General features: G+C 64.1%; 19 protein-coding genes. 4 read left to right on the forward strand and 15 right to left on the reverse strand.

The annotated features are described in order from the left end of the window. Nucleotides 1-1908 carry a propionyl-CoA synthetase gene (locus LB568_RS32075; RefSeq protein WP_224732283.1) on the reverse strand — a complete coding sequence of 636 codons (1908 nt, stop codon included), beginning with the start codon at nucleotides 1906-1908 and terminating at the stop codon, nucleotides 1-3. Between the two features lie 155 nt (nucleotides 1909-2063). Between LB568_RS32075 and LB568_RS32080 the strand changes: the two genes are divergently transcribed. The 4 genes from LB568_RS32080 (at nucleotide 2064) to LB568_RS32095 (ending at nucleotide 5071) form a co-directional block, all read left to right on the forward strand. Then, complete coding sequence (locus LB568_RS32080; RefSeq protein WP_013891468.1) at nucleotides 2064-2894, forward strand: DUF2259 domain-containing protein; 831 nt, start codon at nucleotides 2064-2066, stop codon at nucleotides 2892-2894. 441 nt (nucleotides 2895-3335) lie between these two features. Further along, nucleotides 3336-3620 (forward strand): PqqD family protein, encoded by a 285-nt coding sequence (locus LB568_RS32085; protein WP_013891467.1) that lies wholly within the window; start codon nucleotides 3336-3338, stop codon nucleotides 3618-3620. 33 nt (nucleotides 3621-3653) lie between these two features. After that, a complete protein-coding gene (locus tag LB568_RS32090) occupies nucleotides 3654-4088 on the forward strand; it encodes a lasso peptide biosynthesis B2 protein (RefSeq protein ID WP_013891466.1) in 435 nt (144 codons plus the stop codon). Between the two features lie 2 nt (nucleotides 4089-4090). Then, the gene (locus LB568_RS32095) at nucleotides 4091-5071 is read left to right on the forward strand and encodes an HPr kinase (RefSeq protein WP_013891465.1); all 981 of its coding nucleotides are present in this window, start codon (nucleotides 4091-4093) and stop codon (nucleotides 5069-5071) included. Nucleotides 5072-5080: 9 nt separating this feature from the next. Here the strand turns inward: LB568_RS32095 and LB568_RS32100 are convergent, their stop codons facing one another. The 14 genes from LB568_RS32100 to LB568_RS32165 form a co-directional block, all read right to left on the reverse strand. Then, a complete protein-coding gene (locus tag LB568_RS32100; protein ID WP_224732284.1) occupies nucleotides 5081-6103 on the reverse strand; it encodes a nucleotidyltransferase family protein in 1023 nt (340 codons plus the stop codon). 61 nt (nucleotides 6104-6164) lie between these two features. After that, entirely contained in the window at nucleotides 6165-7151 is a 987-nt protein-coding gene (gene dhaK / locus LB568_RS32105) for a dihydroxyacetone kinase subunit DhaK (RefSeq protein ID WP_013891463.1), read from the reverse strand. Between the two features lie 31 nt (nucleotides 7152-7182). Continuing rightward, on the reverse strand, nucleotides 7183-7608 hold the full coding sequence (locus tag LB568_RS32110; RefSeq protein WP_013891462.1) for a hypothetical protein: 426 nt from the start codon (nucleotides 7606-7608) through the stop codon (nucleotides 7183-7185). 11 nt (nucleotides 7609-7619) lie between these two features. Then, a complete protein-coding gene (gene ptsP / locus LB568_RS32115; RefSeq protein ID WP_224732285.1) occupies nucleotides 7620-9194 on the reverse strand; it encodes a phosphoenolpyruvate--protein phosphotransferase in 1575 nt (524 codons plus the stop codon). 40 nt (nucleotides 9195-9234) lie between these two features. Beyond that, on the reverse strand, nucleotides 9235-9537 hold the full coding sequence (locus LB568_RS32120) for an HPr family phosphocarrier protein (RefSeq protein WP_013891460.1): 303 nt from the start codon (nucleotides 9535-9537) through the stop codon (nucleotides 9235-9237). Nucleotides 9538-9559: 22 nt separating this feature from the next. Continuing rightward, entirely contained in the window at nucleotides 9560-9949 is a 390-nt protein-coding gene (gene dhaM / locus LB568_RS32125; protein ID WP_006325214.1) for a dihydroxyacetone kinase phosphoryl donor subunit DhaM, read from the reverse strand. Beyond that, on the reverse strand, nucleotides 9946-10548 hold the full coding sequence (gene dhaL / locus LB568_RS32130) for a dihydroxyacetone kinase subunit DhaL (RefSeq protein ID WP_224732286.1): 603 nt from the start codon (nucleotides 10546-10548) through the stop codon (nucleotides 9946-9948). The genes dhaM and dhaL overlap by 4 nt, the downstream gene beginning before the upstream one ends. A gap of 72 nt (nucleotides 10549-10620) precedes the next feature. After that, nucleotides 10621-12264 (reverse strand): dihydroxyacetone kinase subunit DhaK, encoded by a 1644-nt coding sequence (locus tag LB568_RS32135; RefSeq protein ID WP_224732287.1) that lies wholly within the window; start codon nucleotides 12262-12264, stop codon nucleotides 10621-10623. A gap of 74 nt (nucleotides 12265-12338) precedes the next feature. Beyond that, nucleotides 12339-13352, reverse strand: a complete 1014-nt coding sequence (locus LB568_RS32140; protein WP_224732288.1) for an ABC transporter ATP-binding protein — start codon at nucleotides 13350-13352, stop codon at nucleotides 12339-12341. Then, nucleotides 13345-14457, reverse strand: a complete 1113-nt coding sequence (locus tag LB568_RS32145; RefSeq protein WP_224732289.1) for an ABC transporter ATP-binding protein — start codon at nucleotides 14455-14457, stop codon at nucleotides 13345-13347. The genes LB568_RS32140 and LB568_RS32145 overlap by 8 nt, the downstream gene beginning before the upstream one ends. Before the next feature lie 2 nt (nucleotides 14458-14459). Then, complete coding sequence (locus LB568_RS32150) at nucleotides 14460-14663, reverse strand: hypothetical protein (protein ID WP_140570429.1); 204 nt, start codon at nucleotides 14661-14663, stop codon at nucleotides 14460-14462. 214 nt (nucleotides 14664-14877) lie between these two features. Next, a complete protein-coding gene (locus LB568_RS32155; protein WP_013891454.1) occupies nucleotides 14878-15828 on the reverse strand; it encodes a carbohydrate ABC transporter permease in 951 nt (316 codons plus the stop codon). Next, nucleotides 15825-16772 (reverse strand): carbohydrate ABC transporter permease, encoded by a 948-nt coding sequence (locus LB568_RS32160; protein WP_013891453.1) that lies wholly within the window; start codon nucleotides 16770-16772, stop codon nucleotides 15825-15827. The genes LB568_RS32155 and LB568_RS32160 overlap by 4 nt, the downstream gene beginning before the upstream one ends. Before the next feature lie 110 nt (nucleotides 16773-16882). Further along, complete coding sequence (locus LB568_RS32165; RefSeq protein WP_140570427.1) at nucleotides 16883-18214, reverse strand: ABC transporter substrate-binding protein; 1332 nt, start codon at nucleotides 18212-18214, stop codon at nucleotides 16883-16885. Nucleotides 18215-18465: the final 251 nt, after the last annotated feature.

The raw sequence follows: 18465 nt of genomic DNA on the forward strand, positions 1-18465 counted from the left end.
TCAGACCCCGATCCCCCGCTCCTTCATGGCGGCGGCGATCTCGTCGAGGATGACCGGGTCGTCGATGGTCGCCGGCATGGTCCACTCCTCCTTGTCGGCGATCTTCTGCATTGTGCCGCGCAGGATCTTGCCTGACCGCGTCTTGGGCAAGCGCTTGATCGTCACCACGGTCTTGAAGGCGGCGACCGGGCCGATGCGCTCGCGTACCAGCGCGACGACCTCCTTCTCGATGGTGCCGCCGTCACGCGCGACGCCGGCATTGAGCACCACGAAGCCGAGCGGAATTTGGCCCTTCATGGCGTCGGCGATGCCGACGACAGCGCATTCGGCGACATCGGGATGGGCGGCCAGCACCTCTTCCATGGCGCCGGTCGACAGCCGGTGGCCGGCGACATTGATGATGTCGTCGGTGCGGGCCATGACATAGAGATAACCGTCCTCGTCGATCATGCCGGCATCGGCAGTCTTGTAGAAGCCGGGGAACTCGTCGAGATAGGCTTGGCGGAACCGCTGGTCGGCGTGCCACAGCGTTGGCAGGCAGCCCGCCGGCAGCGGCAGCTTGACCACCACATTGCCCAGCGTGCCGCGCGCCACCTCGTGGCCGGCATCGTCGAGCACGCGTATGTCATAGCCGGGCATCGGCACGCCGGGCGAGCCGTATTTCACCGGCAGCAGGCCGAGGCCTGCCGGGTTGATCGTCATCGGCGAGCCGGTCTCGGTCTGCCACCAATGGTCGACCACGGGCACGTTGAGCTTCTGCTCCGCCCATTTGATGGTTTCGGGGTCGGCGCGCTCGCCGGCGAGGAACAGCGTGCGGAATTTGGAGAGGTCGTATTTGGCAACGAACTCGCCCTTGGGGTCCTGGCCCTTGATCGCCCGAAAAGCGGTCGGCGCGGTGAACAGCGCCACCACGCCGTGTTCCGCGATCACCCGCCAATAGGTGCCGGCATCGGGCGTGCCGATCGGCTTGCCTTCGAACAGGATGCTGGTGCAGCCATGCAGCAGCGGTCCGTAGACGATGTAGGAATGGCCGACCACCCAGCCGACATCGGATGCCGCCCAGAACACTTCGCCCGGCTTGACGCCGAACTCGTTTTCCATCGTCCATTTCAGCGCGACCATGTGGCCGCCATTGTCGCGCACGATGCCCTTGGGCTGGCCGGTCGTGCCTGACGTGTAGATGATGTAGAGCGGGTCGGTGGCGAGCACCGGCACGCAGTCGACATTGGCGCCGGCCGCCCGCTCGCGAGCAACGGCATCGGCATAGTCGATATCGAAATGGTCCCTCAGCTCGCAGCGCAGCTGGTCGCGCTGCAGGATCAGGCAGGCCTCCGGCTTGTGGCGGGACATCTCGATCGCCTTGTCGAGCAGCGGCTTGTAGGCAACGATGCGGCCCGGCTCGAGTCCGCAAGAGGCCGATATGATCAGCTTGGGCCTGGCGTCGTCGATGCGGGTGGCCAATTCATGCGAGGCAAAGCCGCCGAACACGACCGAATGCACGGCACCGACCCGGGCGCAGGCGAGCATGGCGATGGCCGCCTCCGCCACCATCGGCATATAGATGATGACGCGGTCGCCCTTGCCGACGCCACGGTTCTTCAGCACCGAGGTCAACGCCACCACTTCGCGCTTGAGTTCGGCATAGGTGAACTTTTTCACCGTTCCGGTGATGGCGCTGTCGTGGATCAGCGCGATCTGGTCGGCGCGCCCGCCGGCGACATGCCGGTCTATGGCGTTGTAGCAGGTGTTGCAGGTCGCGCCGGTGAACCAGCGGCCGTAGACGCCGGCGGTGGCATCGAACACCTTGTCCCAGGGCGAATACCAGTCGATGGCGCTGGCCGCGTCCGCCCAGAATTTTTCCGGGTCGCGTCTCCAGCCGTCATAGACCTCGTGATAGCGTGAAGCCATCCGTACCTCCCCAGGAACGATTTGCCGTCTTTGCAAACAGCCTATGCTGTTTTTTCCGGCGCTGTCTTCCCTGATTTTCGTCGGAGACGTTCCTTGGCTTGACCGAGGAGGCACGGTGTCGTGAACTGCCGTATCGGCGGGGAGGATGCGAACGAATGCGCCATAGGTGGTCGATCGCGGCGTGGCCGCTGATTACGCTGGCGATCGGTACGGCGATCATGGTCTCGGCCGGCGTCGCCCGCGCCGGGGATGCCGCGGCACGGCGCATCATCGGCTTCTCGGCCGATGGCGCCTATTTCGCCTTCGAGCAGTATGGAACGCTCGACGCCGGCGCGTCGGACTCAGGCTACTCGGAAATCGACATCATCGACACCCGCACCGATCAGTTCGTTGGTGGCAAGCCCATTCTCGTCGTCGACGAAACCGAAGAGTCGACACTGACCCTGGAACAGGCCAGGGCGCAAGCGGCTGCCAAGGCGGCACCTATCCTGGCGAAGTACGCTATTGCATCGCGCGGCACGCAAACAGCGTCCGACCAGTTCACCTTTCCCGGCGAGATCGTCGGCTACAACGACATTTCGCGTCTTGAGCAGGTGTCGCAGAAATGGCTTTCGCCGCTCTATGACGAGACCGAAGTTTCAACTATCCGGCTCGATGAGATCCTGGCCGACAGTGCGATCGATTGCTCAGCGAGTTTCAATGACACGCAGCACGGCGACCAAGCTCTTCAAGGTGACAAAACAGGCAAGGCGCTCGGTTTCCGGCTGGCCTTGCAAGGGCAAGACGGCAAGCCGTTCAAGACCCTGCACGAAGACAAGGCCGTGCCCGGGTCGAGGAATTGCCCGACCTCCTACAGCCTGTCGGAATCCTATGAATTCACCCCTGTCGGCAAACCGGCGGTGATCGTTGTGCTCGTGCAACGCTTCAGCCAGGGTTTTGAAGGGCGTGACCGCCGTTTCATCGCCGTGACCGGGCAGCCCCGCTGAAGGTCGGTGGGTGGCCGTCTGACAAACGGTGTTCGGACAAAATGCCGATCACTCTAGATCGGCAATGTCACAAGCATGAGGCCTACACCGCCGAAGATCAAAATGGCTGCCGCCAGGGCTCTTCGATGACGTTCGAAAGTCGTCGGAGCCCGCTCCCAATTGTAACGCATACGCTATCTCCCCAAAACCCCGGGAGTCCTTACCTTACTCAGGGGAAGAAAAGCAACGGCCCCGCCGGCCAACTCCCTTGTCTGCGGCGTCGCGCCGGCGACTATTTCTGGGATGATTTCGGCTGGGAACAGTGGTGGATGCATTTTGCAGCCGGCAGGGGATCTGTCGCGGACGCAAGGCGCATGAGCCCATCCCCCGCCGGCCGATAGACAGCGCCCCACCGCCGCGCTATCTCATTTCGGGGTTCTTGTGGCTTGGTGGGGGTTGGTGATGGAAATTGCCTCTGGAACGGTTCTGCGGCTGGCCGAGGACGCTTCGGTCCAGCATGTCGGCGACGGTGCTGTCGTGCTTCTGGCGCGCAGCGGCCAGCTCTATACATGCAACGGCACGACCGAAGCCTTTCTCGACAAGGTCGACGGCGCGCGCAGTCTCGATCAGATCGTCGGCCTGCTTTGCGAGGAGTTCGAGGTCGACAAGGGCACGTTGGACGAAGACATGGCGGCGCTGGCCACCGAACTGGTCTCGGAAGGCATCCTCGCGGCCCCAGCTGCGTGATGGAGGTAGGTGCGTGATGGAGCTAGGTGCGTGATGGCCGCCGGTCCGCTCCTGCGTGCCCTGTTTCGATGCCATCTCTGGGCAAGCGCGCGGCTGATGCCGATCCTCATTGCAAACCGCAGCTTCGAGCAGGTGCTGAAATGGGCGCCGTTGGCCTCGTCGACACCCTATCGCGGTCTGCCGGTCGCCTACATCGTCGCCAGGGTCAGCCGCACCGTCCGCCATCCCTGGCTGATGCGCGACCGCAGATGCCTGCGCGAGGGGCTGCTCGGCCATCGCTTCCTGCGTCTCGCCGGCTTCGATCCAGAACTGCGCTTCGGCGTCGATCCGAAGTCGCTGCAGGCGCCGCATCTGTCGGCGCATTGCTGGGTTTGTCTTGATGGCAGGCCGGTCGTCAGCGATCGCCTTCCTGGCATGGTGGAGATCTATCGTCACAATGCCGACCCCACAAAGGTGCGCGTCGCTTGACCATGCGCTCTGCCTGCTATGGCCTCAATGGCCAGATCCTCGGCATATCGGCCGAACGCCCCGACCTATGGGAGGATTTCGACAGGATGCTGGGCGTCCTGCGCATCACGGATCCCGTCGAGCCGGGCTTTCGTCTTGATATCACCGAGGCGGACGTTCTGGACGAGACCCCCGGCGGTTCGCTCGTCTTCGACGGCGAGATACCGGAGGATGGCCACTGCCGGATGATCGCCGATGGTGCCACGATCCACCTCGTCTTTCCCGGACGTCAGACCGTGGCCATCAATGACGAGGAGGCTTGGGCCAAACTCCGGATTCGGCCCGGCACGAAAGCCGCATGGACGCCATCGATGCTGGTTCTGGACGCCGCCCTCGACGCCGGCGGCCAGCATATGCTGCACACGGCCGGCCTGACATTGCCGGGCCGCGATGCCGTCGTGCTGATCCATGCGCCGAGCGGCACCGGCAAGACCACCACGTCGCTGGCGCTGGCAACGCAAGGCTTTGGCCTCTGCTCCGACGACGCCATGATCCTGGATCTGACTTCAGGCAAGCCGGTGGCCTGGGGTCTGCCGCGGCACGTCAAGATCCACCAGATAACCGCCGAAATGATCCCGCAGGTGGCGCCATGCCTTGGCCCCTCCTGGGACCGCAACGGCGAACAGGCCGTCTCGCTGGAGCGGTTGAGCGAGATCGTGCGGATCGAAAGCCCGGTGGCCCGACCCGTGGCCGCCCTCCTGCACCTGGCGCGCTCCGCCGACAGGCAGACGCGGCTCGTCGCCATGGCCCGCACCGACGCGATGGTGGCGCTGGCGATGGACAATGTCCGCACCGGCATGACCGGCCTGCTGCCGCTGCAGAAACGCCGGCTGGCGACGATCGGCAAGCTGGTCTCGTCGGTGCCGACCTTCACGCTGGAAGTGGGTGCTCGCCCGGCCGACGCCGCGGCGCTGATAAATGCCATATTGGCCAGGCAGGACTGAGCCGGAGCTTCAGGCTGGGTATGGCCTGGCCTTGGCCAGCCGCTGGATCCAGCGGAAGGCATCACGGCGCAGGCGTGAGCCGATCTTTTCCCTGGAATTGACCCTGAGCAGCGTGTTCGTGGTGATCAGCCGTTTGGCCAGCCTTATCGAAAGGTCGGGCTTGATGCGGCCGGCGAGTTCAAGCGCACGGCGCTCGCCGAACAGCTCGCCGGTCACATTGAGCACGATCGCCAGTTCGAGTTCGATGCCGGTCATGCGGGCGGCGTCGAGCAGGCGGGCTTCCGCATCGGGTGACTGCAGTGCCCGTACGCCCTGCAGCACATCGACACAGAGCTGCAACCGGTGGAATTTGTGGCCGCCGGCGGCATGCACGATGGCGATCGTCAACAGCGCGGCAGGGGTGTCTATCGCCTCTCCATCGATGACCTGCAATTCCCGGAAACCCAACGACAGGCGTCGCCGCATGCCGGTGTCGTGCACGAGGTCGCCATGCAGTTCGACCAGCAGGCTCGAATTCCCCTTTTCCAGCCATTTGAATTCCTGCAGCTGGTAGGATTCGGCCTCGTTGCTGCCGAGCTCGAAGCCGCATGAAGCGATCACCCGGTTTGCCCGCGCAAGGTTGGCGGGCTCGACGAGGATGTCGATGTCGGTGAACGGCCTGTCGGTGACGTGGCGATAGAGCTTTCCCGCAAAGACCGGTCCCTTGACGATCCGCGCCGGAATGCCCTCGGCGGCGAGCACCTTCATGATGCGGCCGCCATGGTAATTCAGCAGCATCGATTGGCCGGTGGCGATCGGCGCTTTCTGGCGCAACTCGTGAAGTTTGCTCTGCACGTTCGCATCCGATGTCAGATGCGTGTTGCCACGTTCATGGAGCTTGCGCAGCATGATCGGCAGAACGCCATGAAACTCCGCGTTGTCGAGCAGTGCCGACAAAGCCTCTGCCGACAAATCGTCCTCGACTGCCGCGGCCTCCGGATCGGCGAAGCGCAGCAGCAGTTTTTCTTCGGCGGAGTTGAGGAATGGCAGCATCAGCCCCGGGCGCCAAGTGGATGGCCCAAGATGTTGCAGAAAAGCGCTGCGGAAGCCAGCCCTACATGCCCCAGCGCAATGCCGCCGTATGGACAGGCGCGTCCCACCAGCCGGTCATCTCGTCATCGAGCATGGTCAGCGTGACAGAGCAGCCGGCCATGTCGAGCGAGGTGACATAGGTGCCGACCAGCGAGCGGGTAATCGTCACGCCGTGCTTCTCGAAGATACGACGCGCGCTGTTGTACATCAGATAGAGTTCCATCAGCGGCGTGCCGCCGAAGCCGTTGACGAACAGCAACGCCGGGCCTTTTGCCTTGTCGCCGAGATCCCCGAGGATCGCGGCGCAGATTTCCTCGGCGATGGCGTCAGCGCTCTTCAACGTATCGCGCCGGCGGCCGGGTTCGCCATGGATGCCGACGCCAAACTCCATCTCGCCGTCGCCGATGTCGAAGGTCGGCTTGCCGGCCGCTGGCACCGTGCCGCTGGTCAGCGCCACGCCCATCGAGCGGGTCGCGGCGTTGACGCGCTCGCCAAGCACCTTCAACGCCGGCAACGCCATGTCATGCTCGGCCGCCGCGCCGACGATCTTTTCGACCACCAGCGTGCCGGCGACGCCGCGCCGGCCGGTGGTGTAGGATGAATTCTCGACGGCGACGTCGTCATTGGTCACCACCTGCAGGATGCCATCGGACATTTCCGCCGCCATGTCGAAGTTCATCACGTCGCCCTCATAGTTCTTGACGATGAACAGGCAACCGGCGCCGGTGTCGACGGCTTGCGCTGCCGCCAGCATCTGGTCAGGCGTCGGCGAGGTGAACACCTGGCCGGGGCAGGCGGCGTCCAGCATGCCATGGCCGACAAAGCCGCCATGCAGCGGCTCGTGGCCGGACCCGCCGCCGGAGATCAGCGCCACCTTGCCTGGCCGCAGGGTTCTGCGACGGATGAATTTGTGCTCCTCGCCAAGCGTCAGGATATCGGCATGGGCGGCGACGAAACCGTCGAGGCTCTCGGTCAGCACCGTGTCCACCGAATTCATAAATTTCTTCATGGCGTCCTCCCAAACAGTCCGGCAAGAATGGTCAGCCGCCACCCTTGCCGGTGATGCTGGTGATCTTCTGGATGAAGTCGTTGACCGCCCTGTCGAGCGCGGCATTCTGTTTGTCGTCGCCGAAATCCGGCACGACAAGCGAAACATGCCGCGTCTTGCGCATGCCAGCCGCGACCGACATTTTCCCCGGATGCGCCTGATGGTAGGCGGCGAGGAACTGATCGCGCTCGGCCGGGCTGAAATGGCAGACGGAGAAAATTGCCGGCAAATGTTTTGACGGAATCGGGATCGAATAGGTCGGGCTGGAGATTTGCGTGACGAAGCTGCGGTGCTTGCCGAGCGCGTCGGCGAGACGCTGGCGCATGCCGGACGGCCGCTGGTCGATGACATGCGACAGGATCGTCTTGTAGGCTCGGATCGCTTCTTCGGAACCGGGTTCGGGCGTCTTGTCGACCATGCCTGCCACGCCTACACCGAAATGTCCGCGATGGCCGCCTTGGCCATGGCGAGTTGCGCCGGTGCGACGGATAGATCGCGCAGGCCGGCCTCGAGCAGCGCCGGGATCAAGGTGGGATCGCCGCCGGCATCGCCGCATAGGCTGACGGGAATACCATTGTCCCGTCCGAAGGCGGTGACCGAGCCGATCAGCCGCAGCACCGCGGGATGGCGGACCGAATTGAGATGCGCGACCGCGGCATTGTCGCGCGCCGCCGCCATCACATATTGCGTCAAATCGTTGGAGCCGATCGAGAAGAAGGCCGCGTTGGCGAAGGCCTCCGGCGCGATGGCCACCGACGGCACTTCGACCATGATGCCGAGCGGCGGCATCCGCTGCGCTGTGCCGCGCGCGGTGAGGGCTGCCTGTTCCTCAGTGAACAAGGCGGCTGCGCGCTCATACTCTTCGGCCGTGGCGATCATCGGAAACATGACCCTGAGATTGCCGTGTGGCGCGGCGCGCAGCAATGCCCTGATCTGAACACGGAAGATATCGAGCCGCGCCAGCGACAGCCTGATCCCGCGCAGGCCGAGGAATGGGTTGCCTTCCTCGACGGTGAAGCCCGGCACCGGCTTGTCGCCGCCGGCATCGACGGTGCGGATCGTCACTGGCTTGTCGCCGGCCCATTCCAGCACCTTGCGATAGGCGCGGTACTGCGTCTCCTCGTCCGGCAACGTCTTGCCGAACAGGAATTCCGTGCGCATCAGCCCGACGCCGTCACAGGTCGCGATGTCGATTGCGTCGACATCCGACGGATCGGCGATGTTGACCTGGACGCGTACCGCCGTGCCGGCTTTGGTCAGCGCCGGCCTTGCCAGAAAGGTTTGCGCCTTGCCCTGTCGCGCCGCGAAGGAAGACGACGACTGCCGGAATGAGCCGATCTCCGCCGGTGAGGGCGCCAGCACGATATTGCCGTGCTCGGCGTCGAGCAGCGCCATGCCGGCGAGACCGGCGGGTGGTTCGCGTAGGCTCACGACCATCGGCACGCCGCGTGAGCGTGCCAGCATGGCGACATGGCTGGCGGTGCTGCCCGCCCTCAGCGCGATGCCGCCGCCGCTGCTCCAATCGGTTTCGAGAAAACGCGTCGGCGCGATGTCCTCGCCATAGAGAATGGCGCCGGCCGGGGCTGCGCTGCCACCGTCGTCGGTCAGGGCATGCAGGACCTGGTCCCTGATGTCTCGCAGGTCTCCGGCGCGGGCGCGGAAATAATCCTGGTCGGAGGCTTCATAGCCGGCGATCTCGCCGTCGAGTGCCTGCCGCCAGGCCGCATCGGCGGTACGTCCGGAATCGATCGACGCGAAAGCTGGTCCGCTCAGCGCATCGTCTTCCAGCATGGCGATGTGGAATTCGAGTACGCCGGCGGCGTCGCTGTCGGCGGTTTCGACCATGGCCATGAGCCGGCTCACCGCCTTGCCGATCGCCTCCCTCAGTGACGTTTTCTCTTCCTCGGGAGTGGCTTTGCTGGCGTAGACAGCCGGCGGCCGGTCGAGCTCGAACAGCGGCCCCTCGGCATAGCCGGCCGAGGCCGGTACACCCTCAATCCGCATGGCCCGCATCCCCGCGGGTCGACGCATACGTGGGCCGGCCTCACGCCGACCGGACATGACCGGCACCCTCGTCGAAATCGCGCCGCACCAGCTCGACCAGCGCGTCGACGGCATCATTGGCGCCGTCACCGCGGGCCCTGATGTGCAGCACCGTGCCCTTCGGCGCCTTGGCCGCCATCACCTTGACGATGCTCTTGGCGTCGAACCACGGCCCGTTGGCGGCGAGCGCTATTTCCACGTCGGCAGCAAACGTCTTGGCGAGCTTGGTGAATTTCACCGAAGGACGCGCATGCAAGCCCACATCGTGGGTGATCAGGACGGTCGCTTCGGCGGCTGCGGACATGTCTTTCAAAATTCCCGTTCACTCACGACGGCGACAATTCATGCGCCGTCGCCACCACTTCCCGAAGCGAGGCGCCGCCGGACGCCTCGGTCGCGGCCATCACCGCGCCTTCGACGATCGGCGCATTGCAGACGATGATCTTCTGCGCGCGAGGTTCGCCGATCATTTCCACCGCCATTTCCGAGTTGGTCTCGGCGCCGCCGAGATCGACCAATATGGCGACGCCGGCTTCCGACCAGGCCTTGTCGATGGCGCCCATGATCGCCTCGACATTGGTGCCGAGCCCGCCATGGCCGTTTCCGCCGCACCATGCAAGCGGCACTTCGTCGCCCACCATCTGGCGCACCATGTCGGCGGTGCCTTCCGCGACCAGCGGCGAATGCGACACGATCACGATCCCGACATTGCTCATGCGTTTTCCCCGATCGCTCGTCCTACCGTGCGCACCAGCAGCGCCGTCGAGCGCGCGCCGGGATCCATATGGCCGATCGAGCGGTCGCCGAGGAAAGAGGCGCGGCCACGCTGAGCCTTCATCGGCACGGTCGCCTCGGCCGCAGCGTCGGCGATGTCGGTTATCTCGGCCGCCGTCTTTCCCCCGGCCAATGCATCATGCACCGGCTGCAGCACATCGAGCATGGTTTTTTGGCCAACTTGCGACTTGCCCCGCGCCGCCACCGCTTCGATCGCCCTGCCGAAGGCAGCCGTCAGATTGGCGCGATCGGGCTCCGCCGAAATCTCCTTGCCCAGCGCCATGAACAATGTTCCGAACAGCGGGCCGGACGCGCCGCCCACCGTCATCACCAGCTTGGTGCCGATCGCCTTGAGGGCGTCGGGCAGCGGCTTGGCGGCGAACGCATCGGCCTCGGCCCGCACGGCCTCGAAGCCGCGCTTCATGTTCAGCCCGTGGTCGCCGTCGCCGATCGCCTGGTCGAGCGCCGTCAATTCCTCGGCGTGGGCGGCAATCGTATCGGCAGCAGCCGCGATCAGCCTGGCAAGGTTCAACGCCGCCATGTCGCCCAGACTCCCGGTTTCCAGCTTGACGGCAGTAGCGAAAGAACCGTCATTCGACAACTGGTGCATGCGTCAGGCCGTGACGAACAGCGTCGCGGCGGCCGCGAACACCTCGGCCACGGCATGGGCGCCGGGATCGGCCACGCCCTGCAACTGGCTGCCGACATAGGCGGACCGTCCGGCCTTCGCCTTTTCCATGGCGGCAGTCGCCTCCGCACCGCGCCGGGCGGCCATCGCCGCTTCTTCCAGCCCGTTGGCGTCGAGCGCCTTCAGGGCGGGCTCCAGGGCATCGACCATCGTGCGGTCGCCAAGCTGTGCGCCGCCATAAAAGGTCATCCGCTCGAGGCCGGCGAGCAGCGCCTTGGCCACATCAGCGCCGCCGTCAAGGGCCTGCGCCGCCGCGGTGAAGAAGATAGACAGCAGCACTCCGCTGGAGCCGCCCATCGATGCGCTCAATATCTCACCTATCGCCCGAAGGGTCGCCGCGGGGTCCGCAAGCGGCAGCGTGTCGAGACGTTCGAGGATGCTGCGCGCGCCGGTCGCGACCGTCGAGCCGGTGTCGCCGTCGCCCGCCTTGGCGTCGAGCCCGTTCAATGTGGCTTCAAGCGAAATCAGCCTTTCGCAGACCGTGACGATCACGCGCCGGGTACCGGCATCCTGGCTGGCCTTGTATGCGGCACCTTGTCCGGCTGCTTTCGCCATCGGCACGACAGCAGGCGCTGCGACCGGCTTGGTCGGCATCCAGGCATACGGGCCGACCGGCGCCAGCAAGGCTGTCTCACGCGCGGCATCGAGCCGGATCAGCGACAGCGAGAAGCCGTTCATGTTGAGTGCCGTCATCAGCGGGCCGGGACCGACGGTCAGTTTGACGGCTTTGCCGAGTGGCGAGGCAAGCACCGCATTGGCGATGACAGACATTTCGAGCGGCGGCACGGAGCCGAGATTGTTGATCAGCAAGGCATAGGCGGCCTTCGGATCGAGCCGCGCCGCCAGGCGCTCCGCCATGATCGCCACCAGCCTGTCGGCGCTTTGCACCGCGATGCGCTCGACGCCTGGCTCGCCGTGGATGCCGAGGCCGAGCTCGCCATCGTTTTCGCCGAACCTGTCCTCGTGCGGCTGGCCGGGAATGGAGCAGGACGACAGCGACATGCCGAGAGAAATGATGTCCTTCGCAGCCGCCCGAGCGGCTGCCGCAATCGACGCCAGATCGTGGCCGGCCTCCGACAGATGGCCTGATATCTTGTGCACGAACAAGGTCCCGGCAACGCCGCGCGGCTGGGCAATGTCGGGCAGCGCGATGTCGTCGGCAACGATCACCATCTCGACGCGAAAGCCTTCGGCGCGCGCCTTCTCGGCGGCCAGGCCGAAATTGAGACGGTCGCCGGTGTAGTTCTTGACGATCAGCAGGCAGCCGACCGGCCCGGTGACGGCGCGGATGGCCGCCAGCACCGCCTCGACGCTCGGCGAGGCGAAGATCTCGCCCGACACCGCCGCTGTCAGCATGCCCTTGCCGACGAAGCCGGCATGCGAAGGCTCGTGCCCGGCGCCACCGCCGGAAACGACGCTGACCTTCGACTTGTCCCAGTCGGCGCGCAGCACGACCTTGAGCTCGGGATAGCCGTCGAGGCGCGCCAGTTCGCCTGAGCCGATGGTCCGCAACAGGCCATCCAGCGCCTCGGTGACGATCGTTTCCCTGCGGTTGAAAAAGTGCTTCATCGAATTCGTCCCGTATTCGCAATCGTCAATCACAAGCCGGCGTTTGAACCCTTGGCGTGAACGCCGAAAACCGTTCACATCAATCTTTGTCCATCGACGCCGAAATACAGAGGCGAGCGGTAGCGGATCACCACTCTGTCGCCTTGCGACAGGTCCGTGTCCGGGTCGGTCAGCGTCACCAGTTTCTTCGGGCCGACCGTCACATGCAGGTGGTTCTGGTCGCCGAGATGCTCGACCCAGTCGACGACGCCGTCGGCATGGCCATTCATGGCTTTTTCGATCGTCAAATGTTCGGTGCGCGCGCCGATCGTCCTGGTGCCGGCCGGCGCGCCGCCATCGGGCAGCAGCCCCGTCGGCAGAAGATTGATCGCCGGCTGGCCGAGCCTTGCCGCGACATGCAGGTTCGCCGGCTCGGAATAGATCGTTCTCGGCGACCCGATCTGCACCAGCACGCCGTCCGCAAGGATGCCGATGCGGTCGGCCATCGTCATCGCCTCGATCTGGTCATGCGTGACGTAGAGCATGGTGGCGCCAAGTTCGGACTGGATGCGCTTCAGTTCGAGCCGCAGATCCGCCCGCAGCTTGGCGTCGAGCGACGACAGCGGCTCGTCCATCAGATAGATCGCGGGCTTGCGCACCAGCGCGCGGCCGATGGCGACGCGCTGCATTTCGCCACCCGACAGCTTGGTCGAGCGGTTGGCGAGCTTGTGGTGGATGCGCACCATCTTCGCCACCTCCTCGACCCGGCGGCGGATCTGGTCCTCCGGTATTTTCCGGGCCGGCGAGCGCAGCGGAAAGGCGAGATTGTCGAACACCGACAGATGCGGATAGAGCGAGTATTGCTGGAACACGAAGGCGGTGTCGCGCTCGGCCGGCGACAGCGTCGTCGCATTGTGGCCGCCGATCTCGATCGTGCCCGCATCAGGCCGTTCTAGTCCGGCGATCAGGCGCAGCGTCGTCGTCTTGCCGGCCCCCGTCGGCCCGAGCAGCACGACGAATTCGCCGTCTTCTATGTGCAGGTCCAGACCGTCGACGGCGACATGCTCGCCAAAGCTCTTGGTCACGTTCTTGATATGGACGTCAGCCATGCTGCACTCTCCGCTCCGAGGCGGTATCGTGAACCGCAGTTCTCACAGCGCGGCCCGATCCCTTGTCGAACAGCGACAGCCGCGCGCTGTTCAATGTCAGGCCGACACGGTCGCCGGCATTGAGCCGGATCTCGGCCGGCACCCGCGCCTTGATGATGCCGTCTGCCGTTTCCACCGCGACGATCTGCGTCGTGCCGAGATATTCGGTGCCGTAGATGGCGCCGCGCAGCTTCGAGGCGTCGTCGAAGCGGATATGTTCAGGCCGGATGCCAAGCGCCATGTCGGCCGGCGCAATGTCCTCGCGCACCTCCGGCACCGCGATTTTCGCGCCCTGGACGACAATCTCCTTCGCGCCCTTGGTGAGCCCGCCACCGAAGCCGAGGAAATTCATCGGCGGCGAACCTATGAAGTCGGCGACGAACATGGTCGCTGGGCGATCATAGATTTCACGGGGTGTTCCGAACTGTTCGATGACGCCGTGGTTCATCACAGCGATCTTGTCGGCCATCGACATCGCTTCCATCTGGTCGTGCGTGACATAGACCGTGGTGGCATGGATTCGGTTGTGCAGCTCGCGCAGCTCATGGACCATCAAATCGCGGAATTCGGTATCGAGCGTGCCGAGCGGTTCATCCATCAGGAAGCATTTCGGCCGCCGCACGATGGCGCGGCCGAGCGCCACGCGCTGGCGGTCGCCGCCGGCAAGGCCCGAGACGGATTTGTTGAGCAGATGGTCGATGCGCAGGAGTTTTGCCGTCTCCTCGACCCGCGTGCGGATTTCGGCCGCCGGCATGCCTTGCGCCAGGAGCGGAAAGCCGATGTTCTTGCGCACATTCATATGCGGATAGAGCGCGAACAGCTGGAACACGAAGGCGATGTCGCGTTCGCGGGCCCGCAGCATGGTGACGTCGTCGCCGCCGAGCAGGATCTCGCCGCCGGTCGGCAGTTCGAGCCCGGCGATCATGCGCAAGGTCGTTGTCTTGCCGCAGCCCGACGGCCCGAGCATGACGAAGAACTCGCCATCCTCGACAACGAAATTGGAATCCTGCACGGCGACGAAATCGCCGAAGGCCTTTCTCAAATGTTGGACGCGGATCTCGGCCATGATTATTCCGGGAACTTCGAGACGATGATGAACATCACGGTGCCGGCGAGCATGGTGATGAAGGAATAGGTGTAGAGCGACAGCGCGAAGGGCTGGAACAGCATCAGGAAGCCGATGGCGATCAGCGCCGTGGCGATGTTTTCCATCAGCCCGCGCCTGGCCCACCGGGGCCAGGATGATTTCCTGGAGATGGCGAGGCGGGTCATGCGTAGCTCCCTTCCTTCTCGCCGTTCAAGGGGAGAGATGGTTGCGGGGTGGTTCCCCCACTCCGTCGCTGCTTCGCAGCGCCACCTCTCCCCCCTCCGGAGGGAGAGGAAAAGAGCCTGGCTGAATGAAGTTCGCGCCCTTCCTCTACCCCGTCGATCGGGGGAGAGGTGTCGAGCGAAGCTCGACGGAGTGGGGGTCGACCTCGCACATCACTCATTTGCGCACCGCCCCAAAAGTGATGCCGCGCAGCAATTGCTTGCGAAGCAGAATGGTGAAAACCAGGATCGGCACCAGGAAGATCGTCGTTCCGGCCGCCACCGCCGGCCAGTCCTGGCCGCCCTCGCCGATGATGGTCGGGATGAAAGGCGGCGCGGTCTGTGCCGTACCGGAGGTCAGGAGCGCGGCGAACGCATATTCGTTCCAGGCGAAGATCAGGCAGAAGATGGCGGTCGCGGCAATGCCGGTCGTCGCCTGCGGCAGCACGGTGCGCCAGAAGGCCTGCAGCCGCGTATAGCCGTCGATCATCGCCGCCTCCTCGTATTCGCGCGGGATCTCGTCGATGAAGCCTTTCAGGAGCCACACCGCCAGCGAGACATTGACTGCCGTGTAGAGCAGGATCATGCCGAGCGCCGTGTCCGACAGGCCAAGCTCGCGGTACATCAGGTAGATCGGGATGGCGACGGCGATCGGCGGCATGAAGCGCGTCGACAGGATGAAGAACAGAAGGTCGTCGGCCAGCGGCACCTTGAAGCGCGAGAAGCCATAGGCCGACAGCGTGCCGAGGAAGACGGCACAGAAGGTCGAGCCGAAGGCGATGATCAGCGAGTTGGCGAAGCGCGGCAGGAAGTTGGACGGGCCGGCGATCACCATGTTGCGCTTGCGCACCGTCTCGTCGCAGAAGCCGGTCGCCGGTCCCAGCGAGTTGATGTACTCCGGCGTCTGCCGTGTGCGCGTCGTAAACAGGTTGCAGTAGCCCTCGATGCTCGGCTGGAACAGCACCTTGGGCGGATAGGCGATCGAGTCCGGCGGCGTCTTGAAGCTGGTGGCGAAGATCCACAGCAGCGGCACGATCGAGATCAGCGCGTAGGCGATGATGATCGCGCCGGCGATGCGCTTCGAGTTGGCCGAGGGGGCGACGACCGAATGGGCAGTGGTCAGGCTCATCTCTGCTTCACCTTGTTGAGCGCCTTGACGTAGATGTTGGCGAGGCCAAACACCGCGACGAACAGGATGATGGCGAAGGCCGAGGAATAGCCGGTGCGCCAGCTCTCGAAAGCCTGCCGCTTCAGCGTGATCGAGGCGACTTCGGTGGTCGATCCAGGCCCGCCGCCGGTCAACAGATTGACCATGTCGAACATCTTGAAGTTCTCGATGCCGCGAAACAGCACCGCCAGCATGATGAAGGGCAGCGCCATAGGCAGCGTGATCGACCAGAATTGCCGCCAGTTGGAGGCGCGGTCGACCTCGGCCGCCTCATAGATGTATTCGGGGATCGAGCGCAGGCCCGCGAGGCAGATCAGCATCACGTAGGGTGTCCACATCCAGGTATCGACGATGATGATCGACCACGGCGCCAGCGACACGTTGGAGAGCATCTGGATGCTTGTCGGTGGAATGCCGGAGACGAACGAGATGACATAAGAGAACAGGCCGATCTGCGGTTCGTAGAGGAAGCGCCAGAAATTGCCGACCACCGCCGGCGACAGCATCATCGGTACCAGGATCAGCGTCGTCCAGAAGGCGTGGCCGCGGAACTTCCTGTCGATCAGCCAGGCCAGCGTGAAGCCGATCAGCGTCTGCAAAAGGATCGTCCAGAACACGAAATGCGCCGTCGTCTGCATGGCGATCCAGATATCCTTGTCGCCGAGGATGCGCTGGTAGTTGGCAAAGCCGAGATTCTTCACCATTTCGTTGGGCCGGTTGGCCCGGTAATTGGTGAAGGAGAGATAGATCGCCCAGAACAGCGGGAAGATGTTGATGGCCAGCAGCAACAGGATCGTCGGCGAAATGAACAGCCAGGCGAGGCCCTTGTCGCTGATGCCCCGGACCTTGCGGGCCAACGGCTCCGGGGTCGCCCGGGCAACGTTCTCCGCGGTCCGATTGAGCATGGTGAGTCCTGCTTCGGTCACTTTAAAAACGTCTCTGTCATGGAATTTATCTGAACCGCGTCCCGTGCCAAGGTGGCACGGGACGCTCGGCTTAGCTCGGGAGGAGCCGGTTACATCTTGCCATCGTCCTGGAACACCTGGGTCCAGTCCTTGACCAGGCCATCAAGCGCATCCTTGGCCGAACCCTGGCCGGCGACGACATAGTCGTGGAAGCGCTTCTGCGAGGCCTGCAGCAGCGGGGCGTAGCTCGGCTCGGCCCAGAAGTCCTTCACGATGGCCATCGAGTCGAGGAAGGTCTGCGCGTAGGGCTGGCTGGCCGGGAATTTCGGATCCTTCACCACGGCGTTCAGGCAGGAATAGCCGCCGAGCGACCACCACTTGGCCTGCACGTCCTTGTTGGCGAACCACTTGATGTATTTCAGCGCCGATTCCTGCTTGTCGGAATAGGACACCACCGAAATGCCCTGGCCGCCGAGCTGGGCGAACTGTTCGCCGTCGGGGCCCTTGGGATTGACGAAATAGCCGATCTTGTCGCCGCCGACATTCTCGTCCTTCTGCAGGCCTGGCCAGGTGAAGGCGAAGTTCATGTGCATCGCCACCTGGCCGGATTTGAAGGCATCGACGCCTTCGCCCATGTAGCTGTTCGAGGCGCCCGGCGGGGTGCAGCAATCATAGAGTGCCTTGTAGAACTCCAGCCCCTTCACCGACTTGTCGGAATTGACGAAGCCTTCCATCTCGTAGGGCTTCTTCGGGTTCTCGTACTGGAAGCCGTAGCTGTAGAGCACGTCCATGGCGCCCATGGTGATGCCTTCCGAGCCGCGCTCGGTATAGATCGAGGCGCCATAGACGGTCTTGCCGTCGATCTGCCGCTTCTGGAAGAATTCGGCGATCTGCTTCAACTGGTCGAAGGTGGCCGGCGGGCCGAGATCCCAGCCATACTTCTCCTTGAATTCCTTCTGCAGTTCCGGCTTGGAGAACCAGTCCTTGCGATAGGTCCAGCCGACGACGTCGCCCATGGCCGGCAGCGCCCAGTAGTTCGGCGTGTTCTTCGGCCATTCCGAATAGCCGACCACGGTTGCCGGCACGAAGTCGTCCATGCTGATCTTCTCCTTGTCGAAGAAGTCGTTCAGCTTGACGTAGTGGCCGTTCTCGGCGGCGCCGCCGATCCACTGGCTGTCACCGATGATCAGGTCGCAGAGCTTGCCGTGCGAATTCAGCTCGTTGAGGAAACGGTCGGCGTAATTGGTCCACGGCACGAATTCGAATTTCATACCGATGCCGGTTTCCTTGGTAAAATCCTTGGACAGTTCGACAAGCGCGTTTGCCGGGTCCCAGGCGGCCCAGCACAGCGTCAGGTCTTCAGCGTGCGCGGCGTTCGAGACGGCTGTCGACGCTGATATCGCCGAGGTCAGTCCCAACGCCAGTTTAAAGCTCGATTTCATGCCTTCCTCCCATTTGCGAAACGCGCCCGGATGACGGTTTCAAGAGCCCTCAACCCCTCTCCTCAGGGGCCTAAACATGGCAGCGCCAGAGCGCCGCGAATGTTTAGTAATTTGTTTAGTGATGCAATTTTTACTAAACAAGGCAAGCGAATTCGTCGCTGCGCCGCAGCATGACGGCGCCGCCTCCCTCCATCGTGGCGCTGGTCGACCCCCCCACCCGCCCGTCGGGCCCCCCCCCCCCCCCCCCCCCC

It is taken from the genome of Mesorhizobium sp. B263B2A (genome assembly GCF_020165775.1).
GTDB classification, from domain to species: Bacteria; Pseudomonadota; Alphaproteobacteria; order Rhizobiales; family Rhizobiaceae; genus Mesorhizobium; species Mesorhizobium opportunistum.